This is a genomic window from Hahella sp. NBU794 (assembly GCF_050749805.1).
Classification (GTDB): domain Bacteria; phylum Pseudomonadota; class Gammaproteobacteria; order Pseudomonadales; family Oleiphilaceae; genus Hahella.
In genome coordinates, this window is the sequence record NZ_CP192738.1 from 6,681,250 (window position 1) to 6,696,600 (window position 15,351).

A 15,351-nucleotide genomic window follows, 5' to 3' on the forward strand; every position below is an offset into this window, starting at 1 on the left:
CGGGCATAAGTCCGAGCGCTCACAAAAGGCTCGACCAGTTGGCGTTTTCATGATGAGGGATATGCCCACAATATCCTGTAAAAACCACCCAAACCCCATCGGATATAGTCTGTATTAGGGATACTCCACGCCTTCCTCAGCATGCACAATTTCCCGACGGCTTTAACCAGTTTTTCATATTGCTGTGAAAAATTAGGGCCGCGTTCACACCCCATTTACTGAACAGGATGAAATGGGGATGCCTCATTGAACAATAATTAGAAAAGGACTCTTTAAAATCATGCATAAACTCTCATTTCTGACTGGCGGCTTGCTCGCCGCTTCGCTCAGCCTGACCGCTAACGCTGAATATTGCCCTGACTACGACAGCGTGCTGCACGCGCCCGGTTTGCAAAAGCCGGCGCAGAAGTCGTTTCACCACTGGGGAAACCGTCTGCTCGCTTCCTTGAACAAGCCGTTCCATATGGTCCATGACCAGATCGTCAAAGCCGGCGACTCCGCCACCATGGTGGGCAAATTCGATTACTCCGCCCTGTTCCACAAAGATCTGGAGGACGAGGACATTCATGTCTACGTCTACGGTACCGGCATGTCCGGTTGGGAATACCTGGGAGAACATCGCACCAATAGCGACGGCAAGATTTACGTCAACATCAACAAGCCTGAAGGCGATTATGTGGTGCGCATGGTGGTGGAAGGCGACCAGACGGAAGCATCCGGTTACCTGACGGTGGTGCAACCCGGCCGTAAAACCGTGCTTTTCGACATCGACGGCACGCTGACCCTCAACGACTTCGAAGCCATTGGCGACTACCTGGGCACAGACACTGCGGAAATGCACAACTACGCGGCGGAAGTGGTGTGGGACTATGTGGAGAAAGGCTATCAAGTGGTGTATCTCACCGGTCGCCAGTACTGGATGGCCAAAACCACCCGCAACTGGTTCAACACCAAAGGCCTGTTTCAATGGCACCTGCGCACGGACAGCAACGCGGAAAACCCCGCCAGCCCACAAACTCAGGCCTATAAAACCGCTTATATCCGCCACCTGCTGAATGACGTGCAGTTGGATATCGTGCGCGCCTACGGTAACGCCGCCACCGATATCGCGGCCTACTCCGACGCCGGTTTGTCAAAGGCCGAGACTTACATCATCGGGCCGGAAGCAGGCCAGGAAGGCACTCAGGCGATTGACGGCGATTACGCCTATCACTACTCCACGGTTGTGACGGAAACGCCCGCCGCGGGATGCGAGTGGCGATAGTCAACGATCCCTAAGCAGTCATAAGCAGGGAAGCCTTTGCTTCCCTGCTTTCACCTGATCAGAGTGGGAACGAAAACTCCTATTCCTCCTAAACCGTGAACGTCAGGACTTATCCAGCTCCCGCAAAAAAATCTCCATAAAAGCGTCCACCACCGCCGGGTGCTTGCCGGTAATCAGATTGCCGTCCACGAAGGTGTCCACCGCCTGATTATTCTCTACCTGCAATATCCCGCCAGCGTTACGGACATCGGCAACAATATTGTGCGCGGCGGTGACCTTACGACCCTGCAGCAGAGCTGGATCTGCCGTGAATAACCAGAGCGAGTGGCATATAGCGCCGATTTTGATGCGATCGGTGGCAATAATCTGGCGCAAAAACTCCACCGCCGGGGCATGGGAAACACCATCTTCGCTCAGCTCGGTTTGATAGCGCAGGCGATCCATGGCGTAGCCGCCGATCAGGATAACGCCAGCATATTGCGACAGATCCGCTTGAGTGATATCCGTCTTCACCACCACTTGGCGCTGGTGATCGTTGCCGTTAAAAGTCAGCTCAGACTGCCCCCACAAGTATGACATGAACACCACTTCGTAGCCGTGGGCGGGAAAATATTGCTGGAACGCCACCAGCTCGGTTTCATCAAAATGTTCTTCCACCAGCACGCCGATTTTGCCTTTGTAGTCCCCCGTCACCGGCGGCGTCTGCACTGTGACTTGCGGTATTTCTACTGAGGAAGCGGAAGAAAAAAGCGAGGCGGACAGCGTCAGCGCCGCCAGCAGTAGGGTCGTCGATCTTAAAAACATGGGTTAATTCCTTTCTATCCAAATATGCGGACGAACGCCCCGCACACAGGGCGCTCGTAGAGAGCATCAGGCGGGCGTCAGCCTGACTTTGACGCTCATTTCCTGATGATCGCGAGGCAGCGTCACCGTCAGGTTGGCGGGGTCGAAATCCTCATAGAGTTCGCCGTTCACCCACACTTTGTCGATCTTCACGCTGCCTTGGGGCAGGATGTCCGGCTGCACTCGCAACAGGTTTCCGGTAAAACCGTTCGCCTGCGGCCTGAAGTAAAGATCCATGGGTTGCTTCAGAATCAGCAGCTTGTTGTACACCGCCGACAGATAGGCCAACTCAAACGCGTGATATCCCGCCATGGAGTGGCTGCCCTTGCTGCGTTCCATCCCTTCCACATAGGGCTGTCCGCCCGCCAATACGTTGAAGTACACGCCGCCGTCTGCGCGATCCAGGAACCAGGCGTTGTAGAAAGCGGAAGATTCCCGCGCCAGTTGCAGATAGTCAGGATTGCCAGTCACGCCCGCCAGAATCTGATAGGCCAGAATGCCCTGCTCCTGCTGCCACCAGGCTTTGCGATCATGGAAAGCGAAACGGTGCTGACTCTGACCGTCATCACGCTTGCGATCCACCACGTCATACCAGCCGCCGCGCTGCAAGTCCGCGCCGTATTTCGGCATGGCGTCGCCCAGGGTTTGCGCCAGCTCGGAGTAGGACGCCTTCGGGCGCAGGTTGTTCATGCGCATCAGGTTCCAGGCGATTTTCAGATCATGGCCGACCACCGCCCGATCCTGCTGCCATTTGTAGCCGGCGTCCACGGACCAGTCCGCGAAAAAGCGCTCGTTGACGAAGGGACTCTCGCTCACGCTGGGGAAGCGGGCGACGATAGTGTCGAAGGTATCTTCCAGAAAGTCGGCGTATTCCGTCCTGCCGGTGGCCAGCCACAGGTTGATCAGATACGCTGGCGCGTGATCGCCGACGGAATTCCAGTTCTTCTTGCTGCGATTATCGCCCAGAGACTCCGCATGAGGACTGAACGTGCTTGAGTCGATATGGGAAAAATAGCCGCCCTGAGCGCTCTTGTCCCGATAGCGATCTTCAAACAGAGCGAGCGTTTTCTCCACATCCTGCAGAATGGCGCTATCGCCGGTGATGCGGTAGGTCTGCACCGGTCCCGCCAGATCATAGATCTGCTCGTAACAGGGAATGGCGTTGTAATCGTCGGAAAAACGCGAGCCCGCAAAGGTTTCAACGCCGTTTTTGCCATTAACGTCCAACGCATGCAGCCAATAGAACTGCTCGCCCTTGTTCACCTGAAAGTTGGCGCGCAGGTATGCTGTTCCCTTCTGCGCCGCCTCCCAGTAGCGATCCTCCCCCGTCATCATGTACGCGGTGGCGAAACCGTATATCAGGCGCGATAAGGTGGCAGCTTCCTGAATGCCGTCACCCAGTTTATCCCCTTCAAGAGACAGGTTGGTGCGATAGCGTGTGTAATCGATGGGACCATCGCCAAACTCCGCCTGCAGATAAAAATCCGCCAGTTCACGGATCTGACGGCTCCACCAGTCGCTTTGTTCAAAGACGTATTGGTTATCCTGACTTGTGGGGAAAACCAGATGGGTCGCTTCCAGAGCATACTGACCGCCATCGGGATAAAACACGCCATAGGCGTATACGTAGCGGCCCTGGGTCAGCATGACGTCCAGCTTATCCGTGGCGTTCTTGAACTCCTCCCCGAGGTTACGCACGAATTCCGCATAAGCGTTATCGCCGATTTTCACGGACAGCTCGTGGCCATTGCGGGTTTTCATGGCGAAGGTCTTATTCGTGCGGTCATATCCGTTCACGTAACCGGCGACCAGATCGGAAAAAGTAAATCCCGTGCGTTCCGCCATGGATGACGCAGAGACTACAGCGCTTGCCGCCTGCGGCTCATTCGCCGCCACGGCCAGGCTGGATGTGAAAAGTAATGGAGAGAGTGAAGCAGTAACAACGCAGGCCAGTATCTTCTTCTTAAACATATTATTCTTTCGTTTTCTTTTCGTTTAACGTCAACAACTACCAATGTGCTATAAACAAAAATCCCTATCGCTCCATCTCCCTGGAAGCGCCTGAAAACTGCCTGTTTTCACCGGCTGAACCGGTCTGATCCCCCTGTCTGCGCACCCACGCAGGCGCTTGTTTGAAGATATGAATTGCTTACAACGCAGAAATAAGTCTGTGAGGACAACGCGCTCCGCCACCGACCGGCGCAACGCGTCGCTTATGTATTTACTAAACCTGGCATTAACCAAGTATGGTAATAACCAAACCTGGTATTAACCGGTCTAAAGTCCCAGTGTCAGCGGGGCTGTCGCCCTTTACACGGATTGATTCTGGTACGCTCCAGCGCCGTAGTGCAGCTCGTAGGAATGCGAATAAATTTCCACGATGTTGCCGAACGGGTCTTCCATGTAGACCATTCTGTAGGGCTTTTCACCCGGAAAATATTCCCGGATCGGCATTCTTTGCTTGCCGCCCAGTTCGACGATGCGCTGAGCCAGCCCTTCCACATCCGGGTCCTGTACGCAGAAATGGAACACGCCAGTCTGATAGGGGTTGAACTCGTGGCGGGGCGTTTTGTTTTGCGGGAATTCGAACAGTTCTATTCCGATGCTGTCGCTGGTGGACAGGTGGGCGATTTTGAAGGAGCCCCAGCCTTCGCCGAATACGTCGATGCACATGGCGCCAATCGCGGTGTCCTTTTCTTCCTTGACCTCCGTGACGTCCATGATGACGTACCAGCCCAGCGCCTGTTGATAAAACTCCAGGGCTTTGGCGATATCGGGAACGGATATCCCAATGTGGGAAAAGGCTCTTGGATATCTTTTTTCCATCTGTTGACCTCAATGTTTTATTGCTCGCGCCCGCAGGCGCATTTCACATAGAAATGAGAAGCAGAAAAACAAGTCGGCCGAACTTTTTCTCTTAACTATATCGCAGAGCGACTGCGATCTGAGAGCATCATAGGCATGGCTAAGTGGCTGATCAAGTAGGCACTTTTTGGTAAGCATCCTCTCTTCCGCCTGCGGTTCCGACTTACAGAACAGGCAGGATCGCCGTTAAACCCGCGCTCCTGCTGACTTAAGTGGAGATGGGTGGGAGCGACTCTGTTTGCGCCGATTTTTTCAGGTCGAACTGCGCGATGGCCCATTCATGCATCTGCTCCAGAATGGGAAAGATGCTGTGGCCACGCTCCGTCAACTCATACTCCACCTTGGGGGGCACTTCCGGGAAAACCGTCTTCACGATGAGTCCGTCTCGCTCCATTTCCTTGAGCTGCTGCGTCAGCATTTTCTGGCTCACTCCCGGCACGATACGCTCCAGTTCCTTGAATCGCATTTTGCCCAAATGCAGGTGCCATAGTATCAGGCACTTCCATTTGCCGCCCACCGCCGCAAAGGCGATCTCCACCGGGCATCGATAGGGTTTGTCATTCCAGGTATACATGCGTCCCTCGGCGAACTCTCTCGGTAACCAAAATCCGAATGGTAATACAGGGTTAGCGCGATCACATCCTCCTAAGGCAGTCTCTTTTCAATCATTTTCTACTCCCCCTTGACCTATGTGTTACTCCCAGGTTTTACACTAAGCTTAAATTCATCGACGCAGACAATGGGAGATGCCGGAACATGACGGGTTTACAACTGAAAGTCAGCGAGATGGCGAAACGCAGCGGGGTCACCGCAGACACCGTGCGCTTCTATACCAAACAGGGTCTTTTGAAGCCCAGGCGCGATCCGGACAACGGTTACCAACTCTATGATCGGGACGACCTGCAAAAGCTGATCTTCGCCAAAAAGGCGCGGCAATTAGGGTTCAGCGTCAAAGAGATCAATCAAATCATGCTTCAGGCGGAGGATCATCACTCCCCCTGCCCGATGGTGCGACGCTTGTTTGAAGAGAAGTTCGCCGAAGTGGAACGCCAGATCGCCGAACTCACTCAGCTCAAAGTCCGTATGCAGGAGGCGATGAGCGCCTGGGAGCACATGCCTGACGGCGACCCCAACGGCCACACCATCTGCCGGCTGATCGAATATTGGGAACAAGAATCCAACGTATAAGACTAAGCTCTGATAACGGAGGCTGACATGAACCAGACACTATCGGAACAAGGCGCACTTATCGCAATCCAAGGCGCCGGTTGCCAAAGCTGCGTGAAGAAAATCAAACACGCGCTGGCCCCTCTGACCGACACAGACAAGGTGTCGGTGGATCTGCAACAACAAATCGTCGCTATCGACGCCGCCGTGGATATTCCCGCCGCATTGGAGGCGATCCGCCAGTTAGGCTATCCGGCGGAGCTGAAAGAGAATCAGCATGATAAAGAGAACAAACGGAATAACGATGGCGCCGCTGACGACCATTGCGAACTCAACACCGAGAAACCGGAAGCCTCACCGGAACAAAACGCTTCACCAGCGTCGACAGGTCAGGCTGGCGTCATCCAATTAAATATCACTGGAGCCAAGTGCGCAGCCTGCGTCAGTAAAATCGAGCAGGCGTTGCAGAACGTTCCCGGCGTCGCCAGCGCCTCCATGAACTTCGCCGACCGCACCGCTGCAGTGGAAGGCGATGCCGATACGGACGCATTGATTCAGGCGGTCGAGCAGGCCGGATACGGCGCCACCCCGGCGACGGATGACGCCGCTGATCAGGAAGCCAAGGAGAAGGCGGAGCAGGCCTACTACAAGCAGTTGCTGCAAAATATGTGGCTGGCCCTGGGCCTGGGCGTCCCCTTGATGGCCTGGGGGCTGTTAGGCGGGGAAATGATGGTGCAGACGGGTCTCAGCCAGTTCGCCTGGTTGGCGGTCGGCCTGATCACCTTGGGAGTGATGGCGAAATCCGGCGGCCACTTCTACACCGGCGCCTGGAAAGCCTTCAAGAATCATTCGGCCAATATGGACACGCTGATCGCCACCGGCACCGGCGCCGCCTGGCTGTACTCCATGGCGGTGGCGGCTTTACCCCAGGCTGTGCCGGAAATGGCGCGGCATGTCTACTTTGAGGCCTCCGCCATGATCATTGGCTTGATCAACCTGGGTCTGGCGCTGGAAGTGCGCGCCCGCGGTAAAACCTCCCAGGCCATAAAACGACTGCTGGACTTGCAGCCCAAAACCGCCCGCGTCATTCGCGACGGCGACGAGAAAGACATTCCCATTGAGAACGTCCGTAAAGGCGACCTCCTGCGCGTGCGTCCCGGTGAAAAAATCGCAGTGGACGGCGAGGTGCGCGACGGTAAAAGTCTGGTGGACGAGTCCATGCTGACCGGCGAACCGATTCCTGTGGAGAAAAAACAGGGGGATAAGGTGTCCGCCGGCGCGCTCAATAAAACCGGCTCCATGACCTATGTCGCGGTGAAAGTCGGCAAAGACACGGCGTTGGCGCAAATCATCGCCATGGTGAAAAAAGCTCAGAACGCCAAACCCCCGCTGGGACGACTGGCGGACAAGATTTCCGCCGTGTTCGTTCCGGTGGTGCTGATCATCGCCGTCATCGCCGCCCTTGCCTGGTATAACTTCGGCCCCGATCCCCGGATCGCGCATATGCTGGTGGCGGCGACCACCGTGCTGATCATCGCCTGTCCCTGCGCTCTTGGGCTGGCGACGCCCATGTCGGTGATGGTCGGCGTCGGCAAGGCTGCGGAGGCCGGCGTACTGATCCGCAACGGCGGAGCCCTGCAGCAGGCGGGCGAGCTGGCCACCCTGGTGCTGGACAAAACCGGCACTATCACCGAGGGCAAGCCTTCCGTGCTGGAGATTCAGGCGGTCGACGGACGCGATCAAACTGAACTATTGCGTCTCGCCGCCAGTCTGGAGAAAGCCTCCGAGCACCCTCTGGGCATGGCGATTGTGGAATCCGCTCGCGAACAGTCCCTGACCTTGAGCGATCCCGTCGACTTCCATAGCGAATCCGGTCAAGGCGTGACCGGGGTGATTGATGGCGTCACCGTGCTGCTTGGCAATCGCCGCTGGATGGAGACCAATCACATTGACGCCAGCCCGCTCAAGGAAGCGGCGGATAAGTTGGCGGAACAGGCCGCCACACCGCTGTTTATGGCGACCGATGGCGCGCTGGCCGGGGTCATCGCTGTGGCGGACAAGATCAAATCCGACTCCCGCGACGCCATCGCCCGTCTGCGCGAACGCGGCCTGCGCGTCATCATGCTGACCGGCGATGTGAAACGCTCCGCCGAGGCTATCGCCAAACAGGTGGGCGTGGATGAAGTTATCGCCGAGGTGTTGCCGGAAGACAAAGCGCGCGTGATTCGCGACCTGCGCCATAAAGCCGCGCAGGGTGAACTGGTGGGCATGGTGGGCGACGGCGTCAACGACGCTCCGGCGCTGGCCGAGGCGGACGTAGGCTTCGCCATCGGCACCGGTACGGACGTGGCGATTGAAAGCGCCGACATCACCCTGATGCGCGGCTCCCTGCATGGTCTCGCCGACGCCATTGAGGTTTCCCGCGCCACCGTGCGCAATATCAAACAGAACCTGTTCGGCGCTTTTATCTATAACGCGCTGGGGATTCCTGTGGCGGCCGGATTGCTGTATCCCCTGCTCGGCGTGCTGATGAGCCCTGTGCTGGCCGGAGCCGCCATGTCCATGTCGTCGGTCACGGTGGTCAGCAACGCCAATCGCCTGCGCCTGTTCAAAAGCAGCGCCGCCAACGCGCAGCATCGACAAGAGGAGAAAGCGTCATGAGTATTCTGGTCAATCTGCTAGGTCTGGGCGCTATCGCTTTTGTGATTTATTGGTTCTGGTTGTGGCGGCCGCAAAACGCCGCGCGCAGCGCTGGCGGCGCCATCGAAATCACGGTGGCGGACGGCGTGTACAGTCCCAATCACATCGAAATACCCGCTGGGGAAAGCGCCACCTTGCGCTTCCTGCGCAAAGACCCCAGCCCCTGCGCCGCCATGGTGATTTTCGACGGCCTGAATATCAGCGAGGAGTTGCCGGTCGGCCACGCCAAGGACATCCGCATTCAGGCGCAGGAAAAAGGCGTCTATAAATTTAACTGTCAGATGAACATGTACCAGGGATCACTGAAAGTTGTCTGATCGCCAGCGATGAATAGCATGAGCCACAAGGAGCCAATCATGATCTCAAATATCTCAACCTTGCCGCGCCGCCTCAGCGGCGTCCTGCTGGCGCTGAGCGCTGGATTCGCCGGCGCGCAGCAGGCCTCAGCGGAAGAAATGACCGTCTACAAATCGCCCACCTGCGGGTGCTGCAAAGTATGGGTTGATCACGTCAAAGCCGCCGGATTTGACGTCACTGTGCATGAAACCCGTGATGTGTCGCCAGTGAAGCAGCAGGCGGGATTGGCGCCGCAGCTCGCGTCCTGTCACACCGCATTCGTCAATGGTTATCTGATCGAGGGCCACGTGCCAGCGGCGGATATTCAGCGTTTGTTGCAGGAAAAGCCTGACGCCTTAGGTCTCAGCGTTCCAGGAATGCCCGCCGGGGAAAATGTGCCCGGCATGGAGGTTCCCGGCGTTAAAGCCAAGTTTGACGTATTGCTGGTGAGCAAGGACGGTGGAGCCGTTCCCTACAGTCACTACGAATAAGCCGCGTCACTCGCCGATGGGGTGATAATACAGCCGCACGGTGTCGCTGCGGCTGGCGATGATGCGCCCGCCGTCGAAGGGCTGCGCGGGCGTGGAAATACGTTCGCGCAACAGCGACAAATCAAACTCACAGGACTGCAACTCGCCGTTGCGCATGTCCACTTCCGGAGAGCCAAACGTCAGCGCATCCACTACGGCGCCGACCAGACGCGCGCTCATATCGGCCAGGAAGCCACTTTCTGCGCCGTCCTGTGAGGCGATGATGTCCCCTACTTTGATTTCCGCGTACCCTTCCGTCGCACCGGCGCCGTCTTCCCGTCCCAATACTTCGGAGCGGGTGTAATACTGCCGACGGCCGTTGCTATAGTCGCAGCGTCCGCGCACGGTGTAACGGATCTGATCGTCTTCGCCCAGAGGCGCCCACTGTAACGCAATACGGTCGCTACGCGAGGCGTATTCCATCTGCGCGGCGGGTGAAGCCAAATGAATCGCGGGAGGGAATTCGATAGAAGTGGTCAGACCCACCAATTCGCCGGGGCGAGCGCTGACATCAGGCAGGCCGGAGGTGAACCAGCTTTTGTCCTGCGCCGCGGCCACATCGTATTCCACGCTGAAATAAACGGTGTCGAATTCGGACGCCACATCCAGGAGACCCTGGTAGTCGCCGCTGAGGTTTTCCAGCGCATTCAGGCGCACCTTGTCGATGGCGCTCTCGGCGACAATCACATCGCCGCCCACCAGGGGCTGCCGTACGCTATCCTTGAAAATCACCGCGCCCACCTGCGCCTGCGCGCCGGAAGCGGGTAAGTTCGCCTGCACCAGCGCCGCGATTCCTTTTTCCGGAATCTTCGGCGGCTGCGCGGTTGATTCATCGCCTCCGCAACCATACATCATAGATATGGCCGCGACGATGACAGCTCCGCGTAGTATCCCTGAACTCATAGCCTTGCCTGTTGTTAGCGGAGTATCCATCAGTTAATGATGGTATGAATTCCGTCAGGGGCAAGTCGAAAAGCGCCCGACGGCGATAAACGCCACATCATATCATGGGAGTATTCATGCTGAAAAAGTTACAGGCGATCTTTCAGGAACTGGCCGCTGACGCGCGCATGCCGATCAAGCAACCGGCGTTGGAGCGGGTCACCGCGGCCCTGTTGATACAACTGGCCAGAGTCGACCAGCACGTGGATAACGCGGAGCTGCAGGTGGTGGAAAAGTATGTGCGGCAGGCCTTCAATGTGGACGGCGCCGAGTTGACCGAGCTGATGGAAGCCGCCGCCAAAGAAGCCGAGAGCGCCACCTCTTTGTATGAGTTCACCTCGCACATCAACGAAATCTGCTCGCCCCAGGATAAATACAGCATCATTCTTAACTTGTGGCGCGTGGCTTTCGCTGATGGCCAGTTGGACAAGTACGAGGAGCATTTCGTACGACGGGCGGCGGAACTGATCTATGTGCCCCATGCCGAGTTCATTCGCGCTAAACTGGAGGCGCAAGAACAAGCCTGAGCCGCATGGGAGGGGAAATAATGACCCAACCTAAACTGACGGTTTACTACGACGGCGCCTGTCCCCGCTGCGTCCGCGACCGTCGCAATTATGAAAAGCTGGCGGGGGACCGCGCCGCCGATGTGTGTTGGCTGGACATCACCGGCCGCGATGACGACCTGCGCCGCGAAGGCATCGATCCCCACGCCGCCTTGACAGAGCTGCACGTACGCGATGAAAACGGCGATGTTCATCGGGAACTGGACGCCTATATCCTGCTTATGCGCCGTACTTTGCTGCTGCGTCCCCTGGCCTGGCTGTTGAGCTTGCCCGGCTTGAAAGGCTGGTTGTCCCGCTGGTATCGCCGCAGCGTCATGCAACGCCTGCAGAAAAGCGGACGCTTTTAAAGTTCGGCTTTAGCGATGACGCTCAGACGGATTCCTGCGGCCAGACAATACGCTGATACAACGCCAGCAACTTGCGCCCTTTTTCTGGATTGATTCCCGCCATATACGCAATGCGCCCCCTCAAGTGCGCAGCCCAGTCTTCGTGGCTCTGGTGGTTCTGTCCAACGGGACCGAAACGCACGCAGTTATGCAGCACTGCTTTCAGTGCATCGTAGTCCTTGCGCGGAATATTGGCCTTGGCGTTCACCACCACGCCTCCCACCTGCTGACGCGCACCCTGCCCGATCACCGCGCTTTTGCGCGTGTTCAAAACGAAGCCTTCTTCCAATGCGATAGCGCCGACCAAAGCTTGTAAGCGCTCTATCGCGCCGGGACTCATAGTCGGCCCCGATAAAACGAAATCATCGGCGTATCGACTGTAACGCCGCCCCATACTGTCAGCCAGCGCACTCAGGCGCCGATCCAGGTGAACGGCGGCGAGGTTGGCGAGCGCCGGTGAGGTAGGCGCGCCCTGAGGCAAGTGCGCACGGCGGAATAGTTCATCGCCGCGTTCAAGATGACGCGCCGCCGGATGGCGAAGTATCTCGTTGGGCGTGACATGAGAGCACAGCTTACTGAGCAGGCGCGCGACCTGATGACCATATCCCAGCCGCCGGAATGCGCGATAAATCTGCGCATAAGTCACCGACGGAAAGAAGTCCTTGAGGTCAAACTTAAGCAACAATGGCTGTCCGATATGGACGCGGGCGTGAGTCAGGCTGGAGCGCTCTGCACGAAAACCATGAACAGCGTCGTGCAGAGGCAGCAGAGCGAGAATCTCCTGATGGATACGCCGCTGCACCGTCTTCAACCAGGGTTTAGGGGCTTCCAGCAATCTGGCGCCGCCACGGGGTTTATCCAGCCTGCGATAACAGTAATGTCCCAATCTGGATGACGCCTTACACGGCTCCCCTCGGGCCTGCGTCAGCCAGTTCAGATCCTCCGGGGTCAAATGCAGCCAGTCCAGCAGGTCGCCAGCGCAACGCAACGCCGGCAATCCCCATTGCGCCGCCGGAGAGTCTGGCGGCAGCTCCTGAGGCGACGGCAAAAATATATGCCGCACCTGAACCGGGTCGGAAGATAAGGCAAGCCCCCGCTGAAAGCCCCGGTCAGCCAGAATGGCTTCCGTCAGAGTATGGGCGGAGGTAGTTCTCCAGGCCTGATGGAACCGCGCCCGCATTCGGCGCGTCAACGGCGAAAGCCAGCCAGGGTGTTGCGCCAGGGACAGAGCGGCGCGTTGATTCATTTCCCGCGTTATCGGCGGGCCGGATTGGTATGCGTCGGCGAGGCGGGCGGCCAACCAGCGGTCATATCTCATCGCCAAAAAATCCCTGGAGAGTATTGGACGCTAAAAAGGGAAAGAGGACGACGCTCCAACCCTCCTCCCGTGGTCGATACCGTTCTACGCCTTGGCGTAGGGCGGTATCGACGGCGATATGTTCAGTCAACATGTAACCCCGGGGTAGCCCCGGAGCAACGGATCAGGCCCGGTCGCGCCGGTTTCGGATCACGCTCGCTTGAAGCGTCGTCGCAGAGCAAGGTAGAGGACAACAAACGCCCTTGTCAACGCTGGAAGCGCGACGCTAGGGGGATCAACGCACCCGTGGCGAGTCCTCGTAACCTTGATACCAGAGTCCTTCGCGATGCAGAGGGGTTCTTTCAGGCAGGATAGGGTTGGTCAGCATGTACACTTCACGGTGCGCCAGCTTGGCTTTATTCAGCAGTTCGCCGTGGTAGTAGAAAAACATATCGTCGAAGGAGCCGTCCGCCAGGGCGCGCAACAGACCTTCTTCGATCAGCGCCTCCAGTTCCTTGTTATCCGGGGCGACGAAGTAATAGAAGGCGGTGGGATAGCGCAGTAGCTTGGTCTGTTCAATGGCCAGCCCCATTTCCCGATGGTTCTCCAGCTCCGCCCAAATTTCCACGATAGAGCGGGGAAACAGATCCACGCGGCGGCGCGCCAGCATATCGAAGATGGTTTCGTAGTTGGGCGTGCCCAGCACTTTGTAGCCGTTCATCTGCAGGATTTTGGCGTCCGGCCAGTCGTGGCCCTGCACCATCAGAAACTGTTTCATGTCCTGCGCGGTCATGGGACGGCTGAGGCGCTCCACGTCGCTTTCATTGATCAGAAAGATGCGCCAGCCGATCAGGCCTTTGTAGATGGGGATGCGCACTGGCAGCAATTCCTTTTCGCGCTCGTCGGAAGTCATACTCCAGACCACATCCAGATTAGAGCCGGAACGCAACAGTTGCAAAGCGCGCCCCTGATTCATCAACTGATCGGTGGGAACCAGACTGTAGTCGACTTTCATTTTCTGAAAGGCGAGCTCAAGCAGCTTCAGCGGATACTCGGTCCGCTTATCCACATCCGCCTCAGGTCGCGGGTATCGCACCACTATGGTTTCCGCTGCAACCGCGAGCGTCATCAACAGTAACGCGGACGCCACCGCCCAACGTAATGTACGCACAAACTTTTCCCCGTCCGGCTAGACTAAAAATCCCCATAGTTAAGCATAGACAAAAGAGGAAGGCATCACACGCAGACGTCAGGTTCTCCAACTGGTTCGCATTCCCGACGATATAACCAGATAGCGGCGCCCAATACGCCGGTCAGCACCAGCATGGAGCCCAGCACCACTCCATCCCAGCCCATGGCGCTCCAGAACGGATGCAGATAGAAACCGCCGCTGCTGGCCCCAAGGTAATAAAACACCAGATACAGAGAAGATGCGCTGGCTTTGGCCCCGCGGGCGCTGCGATTGACCAGGCTGCTGGCGGAGGAATGCGCCAGGAAAAAACCGAAGCTGTTAATCAGCAGTCCCGCAATAATCGTCGGCAGCGTTTGCGCCAAAGTCAGCAGGGTTCCGCTCATCAAAATGGCCACTCCCAGAGCGATGCACAGGGGCTGCGGGACTTTTAACGCGATCTTGCCGGAGAGAGACGATCCCACCGTGCCGGCCAGATAGGTCAGAAACAGCAGCCCCAGATACTGAGCGGACAGGTTAAACGGGGCGTCTTCCAGCACGAAGATGATATAGCTGTACTGGTTGATGAAGATGAAAAAATTCAGGCCGCCGATCAGGTAGCAGGTGAGCAATATCGGGTTACGCAGGTGGCCACCCAGGTCCGCCAGCATCTGCCGCGGCCGCAGCGGTTTACGGGTGAAGCCGCGGGAATTGGGCAACATCAGAGCGAACACGATCAGACACAGAACGCTGACGATGGTCATCGCCACAAAGGCGGATCGCCAGGAAAACGCTTCGCCCACAAAACCGCCTATCAGGCGTCCGCCGATGCCGCCGAGACTGTTGCCGCCAATATACAATCCCACAGCGAACAGCAGCGCCTTGGGCGAGAACTCGTCCCCCATGTAGGCGATGGCCACCGCCGGTAGCCCGCCGAGGAAAAAGCCCTGAGCGGCGCGCAGCGCAACCAGGGCGGAATAGGATTCAACCTGCGTCAGCAACAAGGTGCACGCTGTAGCGCCGACCAGTGAAATAAGCATGATGGGCTTGCGGCCAACGGCGTCGGAAAGCGGCCCGTATATGAGCAGCGACAAACCCAGCATCAGCGTGGTGATGGTGAAGCTGCCGTTGGCTTCCAACACGGTCAGGTCGAAAGCGTCGGCGATCATCGGCAGCAGTGGCTGGGTGATGTAGACATTGGCGAACGTCATGAAGGAGCCGATACACAGCGCCAATGTCGCCAACCAGAATTGTCTGCCGCCTGATTCGATCATGCTACTGCCCCTC

The 15,351-nt window shown here is 57.4% G+C and carries 15 protein-coding genes; 7 read left to right on the plus strand and 8 right to left on the minus strand.

The features are described from left to right. Window positions 1-280 precede the first annotated feature (280 nt). Complete coding sequence (locus tag ACQYWX_RS29460) at window positions 281-1,264, plus strand: lipin/Ned1/Smp2 family protein (protein WP_431687283.1); 984 nt, start codon at window positions 281-283, stop codon at window positions 1,262-1,264. A 102-nt stretch (window positions 1,265-1,366) separates the two neighbouring features. Here the strand turns inward: ACQYWX_RS29460 and ACQYWX_RS29465 are convergent, their stop codons facing one another. From ACQYWX_RS29465 to ACQYWX_RS29480, 4 genes are all read right to left on the minus strand, one after another. After that, window positions 1,367-2,068, minus strand: coding sequence for a DJ-1/PfpI family protein (locus tag ACQYWX_RS29465; RefSeq protein ID WP_216736022.1), 702 nt, complete (start codon window positions 2,066-2,068; stop codon window positions 1,367-1,369). A 66-nt stretch (window positions 2,069-2,134) separates the two neighbouring features. Continuing rightward, the gene (locus tag ACQYWX_RS29470; protein ID WP_431687284.1) at window positions 2,135-4,078 is read right to left on the minus strand and encodes an AGE family epimerase/isomerase; all 1,944 of its coding nucleotides are present in this window, start codon (window positions 4,076-4,078) and stop codon (window positions 2,135-2,137) included. Window positions 4,079-4,417: 339 nt separating this feature from the next. Beyond that, window positions 4,418-4,933, minus strand: a complete 516-nt coding sequence (locus tag ACQYWX_RS29475; RefSeq protein ID WP_431687285.1) for a lactoylglutathione lyase family protein — start codon at window positions 4,931-4,933, stop codon at window positions 4,418-4,420. A 247-nt stretch (window positions 4,934-5,180) separates the two neighbouring features. After that, window positions 5,181-5,546, minus strand: a complete 366-nt coding sequence (locus tag ACQYWX_RS29480) for a winged helix-turn-helix transcriptional regulator (protein WP_431687286.1) — start codon at window positions 5,544-5,546, stop codon at window positions 5,181-5,183. A 182-nt stretch (window positions 5,547-5,728) separates the two neighbouring features. On the opposite strand from ACQYWX_RS29480, the gene ACQYWX_RS29485 reads away from it, so the two are divergent. Genes ACQYWX_RS29485 through ACQYWX_RS29500 form a run of 4 tightly spaced genes read left to right on the plus strand, consistent with a single transcriptional unit; the run spans window position 5,729 to window position 9,666 of the window. Next, window positions 5,729-6,160, plus strand: a complete 432-nt coding sequence (locus ACQYWX_RS29485) for a MerR family transcriptional regulator (RefSeq protein WP_216736019.1) — start codon at window positions 5,729-5,731, stop codon at window positions 6,158-6,160. A gap of 27 nt (window positions 6,161-6,187) precedes the next feature. Then, a complete protein-coding gene (locus tag ACQYWX_RS29490; RefSeq protein ID WP_431687287.1) occupies window positions 6,188-8,800 on the plus strand; it encodes a heavy metal translocating P-type ATPase in 2,613 nt (870 codons plus the stop codon). Then, entirely contained in the window at window positions 8,797-9,156 is a 360-nt protein-coding gene (locus tag ACQYWX_RS29495) for a cupredoxin domain-containing protein (protein ID WP_431687288.1), read from the plus strand. The genes ACQYWX_RS29490 and ACQYWX_RS29495 overlap by 4 nt, the downstream gene beginning before the upstream one ends. Before the next feature lie 39 nt (window positions 9,157-9,195). Beyond that, window positions 9,196-9,666: a DUF411 domain-containing protein gene (locus ACQYWX_RS29500; RefSeq protein ID WP_431687289.1), complete on the plus strand. Its 471-nt coding sequence runs from the start codon at window positions 9,196-9,198 to the stop codon at window positions 9,664-9,666. A gap of 6 nt (window positions 9,667-9,672) precedes the next feature. Here ACQYWX_RS29500 and ACQYWX_RS29505 read toward each other — a convergent pair whose 3' ends face one another. Then, window positions 9,673-10,608, minus strand: a complete 936-nt coding sequence (locus tag ACQYWX_RS29505) for a hypothetical protein (RefSeq protein ID WP_431687290.1) — start codon at window positions 10,606-10,608, stop codon at window positions 9,673-9,675. A gap of 116 nt (window positions 10,609-10,724) precedes the next feature. Here ACQYWX_RS29505 and ACQYWX_RS29510 point away from each other — a divergent pair, with 116 nt between their 5' ends. Together ACQYWX_RS29510 and ACQYWX_RS29515 are read left to right on the plus strand one after the other, a co-directional pair. After that, on the plus strand, window positions 10,725-11,174 hold the full coding sequence (locus ACQYWX_RS29510; protein ID WP_216736014.1) for a TerB family tellurite resistance protein: 450 nt from the start codon (window positions 10,725-10,727) through the stop codon (window positions 11,172-11,174). A gap of 20 nt (window positions 11,175-11,194) precedes the next feature. Continuing rightward, the gene (locus ACQYWX_RS29515) at window positions 11,195-11,560 is read left to right on the plus strand and encodes a thiol-disulfide oxidoreductase DCC family protein (protein WP_431687291.1); all 366 of its coding nucleotides are present in this window, start codon (window positions 11,195-11,197) and stop codon (window positions 11,558-11,560) included. Window positions 11,561-11,582: 22 nt separating this feature from the next. On the opposite strand, the gene ACQYWX_RS29520 is transcribed toward ACQYWX_RS29515, so the two are convergent. From ACQYWX_RS29520 to ACQYWX_RS29530, 3 genes are all read right to left on the minus strand, one after another. Continuing rightward, the gene (locus tag ACQYWX_RS29520; protein WP_431687292.1) at window positions 11,583-12,917 is read right to left on the minus strand and encodes a reverse transcriptase family protein; all 1,335 of its coding nucleotides are present in this window, start codon (window positions 12,915-12,917) and stop codon (window positions 11,583-11,585) included. 274 nt (window positions 12,918-13,191) lie between these two features. Then, window positions 13,192-14,067, minus strand: a complete 876-nt coding sequence (locus ACQYWX_RS29525; protein ID WP_216736011.1) for a substrate-binding periplasmic protein — start codon at window positions 14,065-14,067, stop codon at window positions 13,192-13,194. A gap of 65 nt (window positions 14,068-14,132) precedes the next feature. Next, window positions 14,133-15,338, minus strand: coding sequence for an MFS transporter (locus ACQYWX_RS29530; protein WP_279501103.1), 1,206 nt, complete (start codon window positions 15,336-15,338; stop codon window positions 14,133-14,135). Window positions 15,339-15,351: the final 13 nt, after the last annotated feature.

Bases quoted from the DNA above. Each gene is read 5' to 3' on its own strand.
- ACQYWX_RS29460 (WP_431687283.1), top strand. From the start codon at position 281: ATGCATAAACTCTCATTTCTGACTGGCGGCTTGCTCGCCGCTTCGCTC.
- ACQYWX_RS29465 (WP_216736022.1), bottom strand. From the start codon at position 2,068: ATGTTTTTAAGATCGACGACCCTACTGCTGGCGGCGCTGACGCTGTCC.
- ACQYWX_RS29470 (WP_431687284.1), bottom strand. From the start codon at position 4,078: ATGTTTAAGAAGAAGATACTGGCCTGCGTTGTTACTGCTTCACTCTCT.
- ACQYWX_RS29475 (WP_431687285.1), bottom strand. From the start codon at position 4,933: ATGGAAAAAAGATATCCAAGAGCCTTTTCCCACATTGGGATATCCGTT.
- ACQYWX_RS29480 (WP_431687286.1), bottom strand. From the start codon at position 5,546: ATGTATACCTGGAATGACAAACCCTATCGATGCCCGGTGGAGATCGCC.
- ACQYWX_RS29485 (WP_216736019.1), top strand. From the start codon at position 5,729: ATGACGGGTTTACAACTGAAAGTCAGCGAGATGGCGAAACGCAGCGGG.
- ACQYWX_RS29490 (WP_431687287.1), top strand. From the start codon at position 6,188: ATGAACCAGACACTATCGGAACAAGGCGCACTTATCGCAATCCAAGGC.
- ACQYWX_RS29495 (WP_431687288.1), top strand. From the start codon at position 8,797: ATGAGTATTCTGGTCAATCTGCTAGGTCTGGGCGCTATCGCTTTTGTG.
- ACQYWX_RS29500 (WP_431687289.1), top strand. From the start codon at position 9,196: ATGATCTCAAATATCTCAACCTTGCCGCGCCGCCTCAGCGGCGTCCTG.
- ACQYWX_RS29505 (WP_431687290.1), bottom strand. From the start codon at position 10,608: ATGAGTTCAGGGATACTACGCGGAGCTGTCATCGTCGCGGCCATATCT.
- ACQYWX_RS29510 (WP_216736014.1), top strand. From the start codon at position 10,725: ATGCTGAAAAAGTTACAGGCGATCTTTCAGGAACTGGCCGCTGACGCG.
- ACQYWX_RS29515 (WP_431687291.1), top strand. From the start codon at position 11,195: ATGACCCAACCTAAACTGACGGTTTACTACGACGGCGCCTGTCCCCGC.
- ACQYWX_RS29520 (WP_431687292.1), bottom strand. From the start codon at position 12,917: ATGAGATATGACCGCTGGTTGGCCGCCCGCCTCGCCGACGCATACCAA.
- ACQYWX_RS29530 (WP_279501103.1), bottom strand. From the start codon at position 15,338: ATGATCGAATCAGGCGGCAGACAATTCTGGTTGGCGACATTGGCGCTG.